The organism is Terrisporobacter hibernicus, assembly GCF_020809405.1.
Classification (GTDB): domain Bacteria; phylum Bacillota; class Clostridia; order Peptostreptococcales; family Peptostreptococcaceae; genus Terrisporobacter; species Terrisporobacter petrolearius.
Map to the genome: position 1 here is coordinate 1,696,351 of NZ_CP081135.1, position 12,813 is coordinate 1,709,163.

10 protein-coding genes are annotated in these 12,813 nt (G+C 28.7%); all 10 read right to left on the reverse strand.

Annotated elements, in window-relative coordinates:
• Positions 1-43: 43 nt before the first annotated feature.
• On the reverse strand, positions 44-889 hold the full coding sequence (gene prmC, locus JW646_RS08180; protein ID WP_148556992.1) for a peptide chain release factor N(5)-glutamine methyltransferase: 846 nt from the start codon (positions 887-889) through the stop codon (positions 44-46).
• Between the two features lie 19 nt (positions 890-908).
• Entirely contained in the window at positions 909-1,805 is an 897-nt protein-coding gene (locus JW646_RS08185; protein WP_074919691.1) for a DUF1385 domain-containing protein, read from the reverse strand.
• 97 nt (positions 1,806-1,902) lie between these two features.
• Positions 1,903-2,475 (reverse strand): thymidine kinase, encoded by a 573-nt coding sequence (locus tag JW646_RS08190; protein WP_074919692.1) that lies wholly within the window; start codon positions 2,473-2,475, stop codon positions 1,903-1,905.
• 122 nt (positions 2,476-2,597) lie between these two features.
• Positions 2,598-2,798, reverse strand: coding sequence for a 50S ribosomal protein L31 (rpmE, locus tag JW646_RS08195; protein ID WP_018591942.1), 201 nt, complete (start codon positions 2,796-2,798; stop codon positions 2,598-2,600).
• Between the two features lie 146 nt (positions 2,799-2,944).
• Positions 2,945-4,534, reverse strand: coding sequence for a transcription termination factor Rho (gene rho, locus JW646_RS08200; protein WP_074919770.1), 1,590 nt, complete (start codon positions 4,532-4,534; stop codon positions 2,945-2,947).
• A 402-nt stretch (positions 4,535-4,936) separates the two neighbouring features.
• Positions 4,937-5,938, reverse strand: a complete 1,002-nt coding sequence (gene glpX / locus JW646_RS08205; RefSeq protein WP_074919693.1) for a class II fructose-bisphosphatase — start codon at positions 5,936-5,938, stop codon at positions 4,937-4,939.
• A gap of 338 nt (positions 5,939-6,276) precedes the next feature.
• On the reverse strand, positions 6,277-7,164 hold the full coding sequence (gene galU, locus JW646_RS08210) for a UTP--glucose-1-phosphate uridylyltransferase GalU (protein ID WP_018591946.1): 888 nt from the start codon (positions 7,162-7,164) through the stop codon (positions 6,277-6,279).
• A gap of 104 nt (positions 7,165-7,268) precedes the next feature.
• Positions 7,269-9,140, reverse strand: coding sequence for an oligoendopeptidase F (pepF, locus tag JW646_RS08215; RefSeq protein ID WP_228417248.1), 1,872 nt, complete (start codon positions 9,138-9,140; stop codon positions 7,269-7,271).
• A gap of 270 nt (positions 9,141-9,410) precedes the next feature.
• Positions 9,411-11,780 (reverse strand): stage II sporulation protein E, encoded by a 2,370-nt coding sequence (spoIIE, locus tag JW646_RS08220; RefSeq protein ID WP_074919695.1) that lies wholly within the window; start codon positions 11,778-11,780, stop codon positions 9,411-9,413.
• 93 nt (positions 11,781-11,873) lie between these two features.
• Complete coding sequence (locus JW646_RS08225; RefSeq protein WP_074919696.1) at positions 11,874-12,800, reverse strand: Ppx/GppA phosphatase family protein; 927 nt, start codon at positions 12,798-12,800, stop codon at positions 11,874-11,876.
• Between the last annotated feature and the right edge of the window lie 13 nt (positions 12,801-12,813).

Sequence of the window (12,813 nt, forward strand, 5' to 3'; positions counted from 1 at the left end):
CCGTTCACCTCTTTTTTCGTACAATTTCAAGCAATTCATTATATCATAAAACACTACCTATAACAACTCTGTCAATTTGTTGTAGGTCTTTTTTAGTATATATATTAGTATATCCATCTCTCTCCATTAACTTACTAACATCTTCGCTTTGATCATGACCTACTTCATAGGCTAAAATACCTCCTTTTTTAAGGAAGTTTTTTGCTCCTTTTGTTATTGATCTATAAAAATCCAAGCCATCGATTCCACCCTCTAAAGCATTGTATGGTTCAAAATCTTTTACTTGTTTATCTAAAGTTTCAATAACTTCTCTTTTTATATATGGAGGATTGGATACTATTATATCAAATTTCATATCTTTATCTAAATTTGTAAATAAATCTGATTTAATAAAATTCACCCTATGGTCTACATCGTTATTTATAGCGTTCTTTTTCCCTATTTCTAAGGCTATATCTGATATATCTATAGAGGTAACCTTTGCATTATCTAAATATTTAGCCAAACTTACAGTAATAGCTCCCGATCCAGTTCCAATATCAAGAATATTTATAGTACCTTTGTTTTTACCTAGTTCAATAACTTCTTCTACTAATACTTCCGTATCAGGTCTTGGTATTAAAACACCTTCTTGAACATAAAAATCCAATCCCATAAATTCACGATTTCCAACAATATAAGCAATAGGTCTATTGTTTAATCTTTCATTTATAAATTCATAAAATAATTTTTCTTCATCATCACTTATAGATTTTTCTAAATTTAAAAGTATATATAATCTATCTACATTTAATACTTTTTGTAATAATATTTCTACATCCAGTCTAGGTGTAGGACTTATTTCTTCAAGTTCTTTTGAATATCTTATAATTATTTCTTTAATAGTCATAAGTTTCTCCTTATTTATCTTAAATTACAGCCTTTAATGCTTTTATCGCAACTTCTAATTGTTCATCATTTGGTTCATTTGTAGTAATATGTTGAAGCATCATTCCTGGATATGCAACAATTTTACTTAATATATTATTATATTTCCCAAGAAATTTTATTATTTCATAAGATATGCCAGCAACTATAGGTATGCATAATATTCTCATTGCTATTCTAGCTAGAATATTGGGCCATCCAAAGAAAGAAAATAATATAATTGATGTTGCCATTACTATAAATAAAAAGTTTGTACCACATCTAGGATGTAGTGTTGTAAATTTTCTTGCATTTTCTACTGTTAATTCTAAACCACTTTCATAGCAATAAATGGCCTTATGTTCTGCACCATGATACATAAATGTTCTTTTTATATCTTTATTTCTAGATATTAACAACATGTATAGTATTAATATACATATTCTAAATAAACCTTCAATCAAATTAAGCACTATATTATTGTGTATAAATGATGAAAATAACCCTCCTATAGATGTTGGTATTAATACAAATAATCCAATAGAAAGAATCATTGCTAAAATAAGAGATACTGCCATAATTGCATCATTAGCTTTATCTTTAAATATTCTTTTTAGAAATCTATCTATTGCATCTTCCTCTTCCTCATCTTCCCCTAAAAAAAATTCCGATGAATAGTTTAAGCTTTTCATACCTTCTATCATAGTTTCAAATAATATAAATGAACCCCTTAAAAAAGGTATCTTATCTATTTTTTTATCTTTTATCCAGCTTTGTATTATCTGTTTTTTTAATTCAATTTCTCCATTACTTTTTCTAACAGCAATTGCTCTGTAATTCTTAGACTGCATCATAACTCCTTCAATTACAGCTTGCCCTCCAACACTTTGCTTTTTCATGGTAATACTCCTCATAATAATTTTTATAACTCTAAAATCATTATAATATAAAAATTCCCCTTAGAGTATTATATTATACTTTTAAGGGGTTAATAATTTATTTCACCACATGACATTTTCTGCATCTAGCTTCATAGCTTTCTACAGCTCCTACTTGAATAATAGGATCATCATATCTTGCCGGTTTTCCATCTATTAATCTTTGAGATCTTGTTGCTGGTTGACCACACGCAGAGCAAATAGCTTGAATTTTATCTACAAATTCTGCAACCGCTAAAAGTCTTGGTGTAGGACCAAATGGTTCTCCTTTGAAATCCATATCTAGACCTGCCGCTATAACTCTTATTCCCTTGTTAGCTAAGTCAACAGCAATATCTACTATTTCTTCATCAAAAAATTGCACCTCATCTATACCAACTACTTGAACATCTTCATCTATTAAATCATAAATACTTGATGCTTCTTTTATTGGAATAGCTTCTATACTGTCCCCACTATGAGATACAACATCTTTTTTACTATATCTATCATCTATATGAGGTTTAAATACAACAATATTTTGTTTTGCAATTTTAGCTCTTTTTAATCTTCTTATTAGTTCTTCGCTCTTTCCACTATACATAGGTCCAACTACTACTTCGATATAACCATGGTTTACTGGTCTATACATATTTTCGAACCTCCTAAGCTTTTATCTAATGTTATTATTGATAATATTCTAAAATTATGTATTTTTTAGTAATTAGGGAAATAAAATAGGGGTTGGATAACCAACCCCTTTTTTTACAATAATTAATCCATTTTGAATCTTTTTTTGAATTTGTCGATTCTTCCACCTTTTTCTATGTTCTTTTGCTTTCCAGTATAGAAAGGATGGCACTCTGAACATATTTCAACTCTTATTTCGTCCTTAGTTGAACCAGCCATGAAAGTATTTCCACATGCACAGTGTACTTCAACTGCATTGTATTTTGGTTGTATATCTTTTTGCATTCTTAGTCACCTCTTTTTCAATTATATTCTAAATTAATTATATTAATTTTAAGTTTTCATCTTCAACTACATCATTATATCACATGTTTTTTAGTGATACAAGGATTTTTATATTTCTTCATCATATGATTTTAGGTTTATATTTTTTACTTAATACTTCTTATAAATTCTTCATTATTTTTTGCTTTCTTTAGCGCATCGATTAAGTTATCTGTGACTTCTAATATAGAATTATTACTCATTTCTTTTCTTAATTTCCATAAAGCCGTTTTTTCTTCTTCTGTAAGTAGTAAGTCTTCTCTTCTTGTTCCTGACTTATAAATATCCACAGCAGGGAATATTCTCTTTTCAGCAAGTTTTCTATCTAGATGCAACTCCATATTACCAGTTCCTTTAAATTCTTCGAAGATTACATCATCCATTCTAGAACCTGTTTCTACTAATGCAGTGGCAAGTATTGTTAATGAACCACCTTGTCTAATATTTCTAGCTGCTCCAAAGAATTTTTTAGGTCCATGTAATGCTCCTGGGTCAAGACCTCCTGATAAAGTTCTTCCTGTTGGTGATATTGTTAAGTTATAAGCTCTTGCTAATCTTGTTATACTATCAAGAAGTATTACAACATCTTTTCCATGTTCAACAAGTCTTTGAGCTCTATTTAATACCATTTCTGCTACTTTAACATGATGATTTGATACTTGGTCAAATGTTGAATAAATAACATCTCCATTAATAGATTCTCTCATATCTGTAACTTCTTCTGGTCTTTCATCTATTAATAATACTATTAATTCCACATTAGGATGGTTTTTGGCAATGCTATTAGCTACACTTTTAAGAAGTATAGTTTTACCTGCCTTTGGTGGCGCAACTATAAGACCCCTTTGTCCCTTTCCTATTGGCGAAATTAAGTCAATTAATCTAGTTGATATTTCGTTTTGACTTTTTTCAAGTGTTAGTCTTTCTTCTGGATATATTGGTGTTAAGTTAACAAATGATTTTCTATTTATACAAGTTTCTGGATTCTCCTCATTGACTTTCTGTACAAATAGTAGTGCTCTAAACTTTTCTCCTGTTTTTGGATGTCTTGTTATACCTCTAACTTTATCCCCTGTTTGAAGATTAAATCTTCTTATTTGAGATGGAGAAACATATACGTCTTCATCTGTAGATTGATAGTTAGATCCTCTTAAGAAACCAAATCCATCAGGAAGTATTTCTAAAACTCCAACTACTTCATCATCTTTAGATGTGTTGAACTCATTAATTATTTTAGATTCTTCAACAACTTTTGGTACATAATTACCTTTATTATTTCTCTGGTTTCTATTTTCCATACTTGAAGTTTTATTATTGTTGTTGAAATTACGAGAGTTGTTTTGATTTTCTCTACTATGAGTTTTTACATAAGATCTATTATCTAATTTTTCACCAGGTTTTAAATTTTCCGTATCACTATTTCTATTAATAAATTGTTTATTTCTGTCCCCACTATTATCTATATTTTCTCTTCCCTGTTTTTGTTCTTTAGCCTCTATATCCTCATTAAGATATTCTTTATTCGTGCTTACTTCATTATTACTTAATATTTTCTTGTCTTTTTCATGATTATTTTTTGAGTTGCTATTAATTAACTCAATTAATTCATTTTTCTTGTATTTAGTGACTGATTTTATATCTAAGTCTTTAGCTATTTGTCTAAGCTCTGCTAAGGTCTTTTTACTCAATTCTTCCATTGTTATATTTTCCAAATTCAAAGGAACCTCCTCACATTTTATTTAAGGCCGTAATTAAATTTTAATTTTATAGGGAATATAGGGTGTGAAAAAGAAAAGTAATTTTTTTTAAATATGAAATTTAATAAACTAATAATATCACTATTAAATATCATGGTCAACACGTAAAACTCCTAGTTCTTATCTTTTTTATTATTTTTACTATTATTTGTAAATTTATTCACCAAAAAACAAAAAATTTACTTTGTTTAATACACTGCATAGGTCCTACTTTTAAGGTAACTAACAAAATACGTTTGTTCCATGTGTAGACGAATCCCTTGCTACCACTTCAATAAGTTCTACTTCTATATAAAAAATATTTAAATTTATAAAAAAGTGGACAGTTTGCCCACTTTTTATTTATTCCATATTATATTTTTTCATTAAATCAATAAGTATTTCATTTTTATCAAGGTTATGAGTTGCATCTACAAATCTTATTGTTCCTGTCTTTCCTCTCATTACAATAGATTCAGTTTTAGCTTTATTATCTCCCACATTTATTACACCTTTTAATAAATTTCCTTCTGTAATTCCTGTAGCAGCAAAGAATAAATCGTCACCTTTAGCTAAATCTTCTAACGTTAATTTCTTTTCTATATCTTCATCAGATAGTCCCATCTCATGACATCTGTTTCTTTCTTGTTCACTCATAGGGTAAATTTGAGCTTGCATATCTCCACCCATACACTTTATAGCTGCTGCTGTTATTACACCTTCTGGTCCTCCACCGATTCCCATAAGTATATCCACACCAGTTTCTTCAAAACAAGTTGCAATACCTGTAGCTACATCTCCATCACCAAACAGTCTTATTTGGCAACCTAATTTTCTAGCTGGTTCAATTATATAATTATGTCTTTCTCTATCTTGCGTCATTATTGTCATTTGCGTAGTTTTTTTACCTAAAGCTTTTGCTACACTTAGTATGTTTTCTTCAACACTTTTATCTAGATCTATACATCCTTTTGCTTTTGGCCCAACAACAATTTTTTTCATATATGTGTCTGGGGCATGAAGTAGGGAACCCTTTTTTCCAACAGCTATTACTGATATGGCATTTGGAAGTCCTTTTGCTATTAGTGTAGTTCCATCAAGGGGATCAACAGCTATATCAACTTCCATAGAATCTTCTGTTTGTAATCCAACCTTTTCCCCTATATAAAGCATGGGTGCTTCATCTAATTCACCTTCACCAATAACTACTTCTCCCTTAATTTTCACAGATTCAAAAGCTCTTCTCATCGCTTCTACAGCAGCTCCATCCGCTCCATTTTTATCTCCTCTTCCCATAAACTGAGAAGATACTAAGGCTGCTGCTTCTGTTACTCTTACAAGTTCTAATGCTAAATTTCTATCCATTAATTTCCCATCTCCTTTATTATATTTCATAGAAAATTATATATTATATACTTATTTTAGTAAATAGTATACCACATACTATTTTATTTTTTATTATAAATATAAATGTGATACACTATAATTATTTATTGTACGACCATATATAAATAATGGATTTGTTCAAATAAAAAAGCTAGTCTCAAAAGACCAGCTTTTTCCCTATAATGACGATGCTAACATTGCTATTAACGTAGATATACTTGTTAATATAAAAATTACAGCTATTCCTATTGCTAGAACTTTAGTCATTTTTTTTTGCATATTTTTAGCCATATGAACCACCTCTCTAAATTTTGTACCTATTCTTTATCAGCGTCTTCAAGGCTAACTTTTTTAAGATATTTCATAAAATCATCTCTTAACTCATCCTTTTTAAGAGCAAAATCTACAGTAGCTTCTAGAAAACCTAATTTGTCTCCTACATCGTATCTTCTTCCCTCAAAATTATATGCATACATAGCCTCTTTTTTAGACAGCCTTTTTAAGGCGTCTGTTAATTGAACTTCTCCACCTTTTCCTATAGGTAAATCTTCTAAGATATCAAATATCTCAGGTGTAATTATATATCTTCCTAGAATAGCAATATTCGAAGGAGCTTTATCTATATCAGGCTTTTCAACTAGATCCTTAACTTTGTAAACTCTATCTTCTATATGTTTGGCATCTATGATACCATACTTATTTACATTTTCACTTTCAACTGTTTGAACTCCAAGAATAGTTGTTCTATATTCTTCATAAGCATCCATAAGTTGTCTTAAACATGGAACATCATTGTCTACAATATCATCTCCAAGCATAACAGCAAAAGGTTCATCTCCTATAAAACTTCTTGCACAATATATGGCATCACCAAGTCCCTTAGGTTCTTTTTGTCTTATATAATAGATGTTTATCATCTTAGATATATCTCTAACTATTTCTAGCAACTCTGTCTTTCCTTTTTGTTCAAGTTCTAATTCTAATTCTACTGATTTGTCAAAATGATCTTCAATAGATTTTTTATTTTTACCAGTTATTATTAATATTTCCTCTATTCCAGAAGCAACAGCTTCCTCAATTATATATTGCAAGGTTGGTTTATCAACAATAGGTAACATTTCTTTTGGTTGAGCCTTTGTTGCTGGTAGAAATCTTGTCCCAAGACCTGCAGCAGGTATAACCGCTTTTCTTATTTTCCTTTGCATAATGTTATTCCCTCCAATAATCTTAAAATACAATAAGTTATATTCATGTTTATTTTATCATCATACTTATAGTTTTGTCATGTTTATTATTAGTTAAGCAATTGCTACTCTTCTAATAATTTTTCTAATTCACTTACAAGTTGATCAAATTTATCTATAGTATTTTTAATAGGCTTTTGACTATTTAAATCGACATTATTAGATTTTAACAGATTTAAAGGATAATCTGAACCTCCTTTTTTAAGGAAATTCAAATAATTATCTGGTCCATTTTTAAGTATATCTTGAGCACAAGTAACAGCACTACAGCATCCTGTTGCATATTTGTATACATAAAAACTATTATAAAAATGAGGTATTCTAGCCCACCCCACCATAGATAATGGATCTACTTCAAAATCATCACCATAGTATTTTTTCAACAACATAGACCATTTATCATTTAATACTAATGCATTTATTTGTTTATTATTTTCTGCAGCTTCATGTATATAATCTTCAAATTCAGCGTACATAGTTTGTGTATATAGTGTGTTTTTTATAAAATCTAAATACATGCTAATATAATACGCTTTTTCTTTATTATTTTTTGCATTTTTAATCAAATTTTCATAAAGAAGCACTTCATTAGTTGTTGATGCTACTTCATGAGTAAAAATAGATGGAGAAGAATTATAAAAGTTTTGATTTTTAGTACTTAAATACTCGTAAACTCCATGACCAAGTTCATGAACTAGTGTAGATACCCCTCCTATAGAGCTGTTGTAGTTAAGTAGTATATAAGGATGATTGTCATATACTGATAAACAATATCCTCCGCTAACTTTATTTTCTTTAGAGTATACATCTACCCATCTTTCATTAAATGCCTTGTAAACTATACTTCCATATGCATCACCCAGTGGTGCCAAAGCAGAATAAACCATACCTTGAGCTTTATCATAAGAAACCACCTCTTCACCTTCACTAACAATAGGTACAAACATATCATAATAATATACTTTATCTAAGTTTAAAACTTTTTTTCTAAGACTAACATACTTATGCAAACTATCTGTATTTTTACTTACAGTTTTTATTAGTCCTTTATAAACCTTTTCATCTACATTATCTGAGTCTAAATACATTTGCAAAGATGAGTCATAATTTCTAACTGAAGAATAAAAAACATTTTTGTTAACCTGACCACTTAACAATCCCGCTAAAGTATTTACATTATCGTTATATGGAAGAAACTCATTTTTATAAGCTTCTACTCTTTTCTCTCTATTATAGTCTTGTATAGCGTTTTCGTATTCTGCAGGAGTAATATTGGTTTTTTTGTCCATATTCCTAAATAAATCATAAATATTACTAGGTAATCCATTTATAGATGACATGTTTGATAGTATATTTTCACTTTTATCATCTAAGTAATGTTTTTTATTTCTTCTAATATCTTTTATATACATACCATACTTACTATTGATTTTTTTATCAGATAGATATTTATTACAATCTTTATCTGATAATTTAAGTATTTCTAGCTCCAGCTGTGATGTAATCTTCATATACCTAGAATAAGATTTTTTAATTTCTTCTGTCATGTTTAGATATTCATATGAATTTTTATTTAAATCTTTTTTTAACTTAGCATAAGCTGATAAAGAGTTCAATTTTATATCAAGTTTTTCTTTTATTCCCATACCTAAAGATAAATGAGTTTTTGATTTTGTTAATTTTCCTGTATAGTTCTCAAGCTCGTTCATCTCTTGATTAAATTTCTTTAAGTCTCTTGACCATGCATCGTCATTTTTATATAAGGTATATAAATTCCAACAATACTTATTATAATCAATTTCTTTTTTTGGTTTCTCTTCATCTTTTTCATCTTGTGCAAAAACTGTAACACAACCATTATAAATATCTTGTCTTTCAGTATAAATCCCAAATAATAATAATAAAACAATTAATAATTTTAATAACTTTCTGCCCATAAAAAGCCACCCTTTCATCAAGTTACTTAATAATAGGATGGCTTATTTTTTACAAATTATTCAATTTTGCATATTGTGTATAACCAAAACTTATCCACAATCTTATTCACATATCAACACCCCTTTTTTTTAATGTGTTTTAGTATTTTCAACGTTTTTATATTAACAAATTTACATTACTTCACCATATTCCTCCTATTTATCAACATTTTTTACAATCTTATCAACAAAATTTATAGATATTTATACTTTTTTGTTGATATTTATATTTTAATTGCTGACAACTTTAGTTACCAACACGGTCATATCATCATCTACCTCCCCAAGCTGCAATTCTAGAGCTCGGTCTAAAATTTGATTTGCAATTTCTTTTGGATTAGTTGTTGTTAATTTTTTTAGGAAGTATATTAGCCAATTCTCTCCAAAGTCATTATTTTTACCCGCATCAACAATTCCATCAGAGACCATTATTATAAAATCACCATTCTTTATTTTAACATTATGTCTGTCTAAATTTATTTCAGACAAAATTCCAACTGGTAGTGAAGAAGATGAAATTATATCCACATCTTTATTTTCTCTACTAATATATGTTGAGCAAGCACCCATTTTAACAGTTTCTAATCTTCCTTTTTTCAAATCAACTATACCTAAATCCAGTGTAGAAAAAATTTCTTCAGATGATTTAAGTAAAAGCATATTGTTTATTGTGTTTATGACTATTTCCTTGTCAATTTTTGCTTCCATCATGTTTTCCAAAATGTCTATAGTAACAGATGATTCATCATATGCCTTTTTACCTTTGCCCATACCATCACTTATTGCCATCATATATTTGCCATCATATATTTCCATAAATGTATAATTGTCTCCACAGAATATATGACCATCTCTAGACATAGTTGCTACCTCTGTGACCACTTTAAATTTCTCAGCTTTTGTAAAAATAACCTTACAGCTTTCTCCTAAACAATGACACCCGATCTTTTGAATATCTAAAGATTCTCCTACAAAGTTAGAAATAATTTTTAATAATTTCTCATCACACAAGCAACCATCTCTGCAGTTTTTCATTTCGATGGTTATTTTAAAATCATCGTTATTTTCTTGAATATAATTAACCTTGTCCACAATTATGTTATATCTTTGTAATTCATCAAATATTTCTTTTTCCTTATCCAAATTCAACATAATATCATGATCCAAGCTTTTGGATATACATTCTATAGATTTGGATATATCTTTTATTTGTTTAGATATAACTTTTCTACTTTCGCTTAGTTTCATACTCCAATCATAGTCTAGAGCATATAGTTTATAATAATAATTAGCTACTCTTACAATTAGCTCTGGCTTCATACACTCTTTCCTAAAGTTTTCTGGAATATCTCTTGTACTTATCTCACCATCCTCTATTTTTTCAATTATTTCATATATTAAGTTGTAAGTATAATTAAATTTTGATTCCCAACAAATTCGCTGCATACTACAATATTGACATTCATCATTATGAATTAAATCAATTATTGTAGATATATCTCTTTGGTCAATTACTTTGTCTCTTTCTCTTACCTTGTCAAAAGTGTTAGCTAACTCACTATATACTCTTTGTATATTCATAAGTTTGCTATTTGTTAAGTTCTTGCTTCTTGTTATATATTCATAAACAGCTTCGTTAGAGTCCACCTTGGTCTTTACTAATTTCTCCATCTTATTAAAAAATGATTTTGGTATTAAAGAAACTATTAAACACCCTATGGCTATATCAATTATTTTTGATAAATTTGAAGTTATTCCTGAGGTATAGGAATATATTATAATCCAACTTAATAAATATCCTAGTATAGAAATATATTTATTTAATTTATTAAATGCCCCTGATACAAGGCCTGCAAAAGAATATACTCCCATATATAAGGCTGATACTACGTTAGATATCATAAAACCTAAACCAACGATAACTCCACTTGTAGCACCTAAAGTTGATCCACCAAGTATAGATGCTATAAGTATTAACACAGTTGCTAAAACTCCTCTAGCTGAAACACCAAATAAACCTATATTGCCTATACCTATAATACTAAAGGCAATCAGTAGGCTGAGGGAAACTACCTCCTCGGGACTTATGTACATCTTGTTCCTGTTATTTATTAAGAACTTTGTCCCAAATGAAAATATATATGATGAAATAAACGTGACTACAAACTCCATAAAAACTATTATAAAATCGTATATGTTGTTATTACCATAATATGCCGTTTGTCCTAAAGACATCGGAAGTAATATTGCAGCCCCTAGCAAACTTATCTTTGCCACAGAATCTAATTTTTTGATCTTATTACTAAAAGCAAAAATAATAACTAAACATATACTGTACTTAGCGATAGATGATACATCATTAAATGATAATAATATGCCCAATAAAGTTGACAAAAATACTTGATATTTATATTGATCTAATTTAACAAAAAATAAGAAAAATGCTATTCCAAAGGGTGCAACCCCATCCACAATGGTAAAGCGACTAAGAAAAAATCCCAGCAGCATAAAAATTACCGTCTTTGTATTTATATATTTATTTATTTTTAATTTATTTAAATTTATACCTCTATTCTTTACAGCAGCTCCATTTCTCTCCATAAAAAATCTCCTCCTTTGTTTACTGTTTACAATGAATTATATCAAAGGGGAGAATTATATTTTGTCATAATTGGTTTTAGTATTCCTAAAAAATTAAGACATTTTTTTTGAGTTTTGACACATTAAGCCTTCCAAATTATCGTACTCACTTATCATTATTTTTTCAAATTCTAACTTTTTCATTACAATATGTAATATTTTTACACCAGCCGTTATAATATCCGCTCGTTTTGGCTGTAGTCCTTTTAAGGTTTTTTTATCATTTAGTGTCATTATTTTTAAATTTTGTAGAATTTTTTCTAAATCTTTTTTTGTAACCACACTATTATGAACTTTTTCCATAGAATATACTTCTAATTGTTGATTCATAGCAGAAAGTGAAGTAATTGCTCCTCCAATTCCTACTATTTTGCTTATATTCATTGTTTTAAGCTTATCTATGGTAGATGATATGGTATCCTCTATAAAAGTTGCCATATTATTAAACTCTTCATCACTAATAGGATCTGTAGTAATAAATTTTTCTGTCATTCTTAGCGCTCCAACATTTTCACTTTTACAAAACTTAATTCCTTTCTCATTTCCAACTATAAACTCTGTAGAGCCACCACCAATATCTATTACTAATATATCTTCTTTTTTATTACCTTGTGTACCTTGCAACACACCCATAAATCCTAAATTTGATTCTTCTTCTCCACAAATTATCTTAACATCTATATCTGTTAATTTTTTTGCCTCATTAACAAAGTCTTGTCCATTTTTACTATCTCTAAGAGCTGATGTTCCCATACAATATATTTTTTCACACTTTTCTTCTTTGCATTTATCAGAGAACTCTTTAAGAGATTTTAAATTTCTTTCTAATGCATCTTTTGTAATATATCCTTCTTGATCAACTCCTTGGCCTATTCTAGTTGTATTTATGTACTTTTTTCTATTTTCTATTTTATTATCTTGGACGTCTGCAATTAATAATCTCATGGAGTTTGTGCCAATATCGATTGTTCCTATTTTCATTTTTTCCTCCTTA

Coding starts and splice junctions, on each gene's coding strand:
- pepF (WP_228417248.1), bottom strand. CDS start 9,140: ATGGGCAGAAAGTTATTAAAATTATTAATTGTTTTATTATTATTATTT.
- JW646_RS08190 (WP_074919692.1), bottom strand. CDS start 2,475: ATGTATAGACCAGTAAACCATGGTTATATCGAAGTAGTAGTTGGACCT.
- JW646_RS08225 (WP_074919696.1), bottom strand. CDS start 12,800: ATGAAAATAGGAACAATCGATATTGGCACAAACTCCATGAGATTATTA.
- rho (WP_074919770.1), bottom strand. CDS start 4,534: ATGGAAGAATTGAGTAAAAAGACCTTAGCAGAGCTTAGACAAATAGCT.
- galU (WP_018591946.1), bottom strand. CDS start 7,164: ATGCAAAGGAAAATAAGAAAAGCGGTTATACCTGCTGCAGGTCTTGGG.
- prmC (WP_148556992.1), bottom strand. CDS start 889: ATGACTATTAAAGAAATAATTATAAGATATTCAAAAGAACTTGAAGAA.
- glpX (WP_074919693.1), bottom strand. CDS start 5,938: ATGGATAGAAATTTAGCATTAGAACTTGTAAGAGTAACAGAAGCAGCA.
- spoIIE (WP_074919695.1), bottom strand. CDS start 11,780: ATGGAGAGAAATGGAGCTGCTGTAAAGAATAGAGGTATAAATTTAAAT.
- rpmE (WP_018591942.1), bottom strand. CDS start 2,798: ATGCAAAAAGATATACAACCAAAATACAATGCAGTTGAAGTACACTGT.
- JW646_RS08185 (WP_074919691.1), bottom strand. CDS start 1,805: ATGAAAAAGCAAAGTGTTGGAGGGCAAGCTGTAATTGAAGGAGTTATG.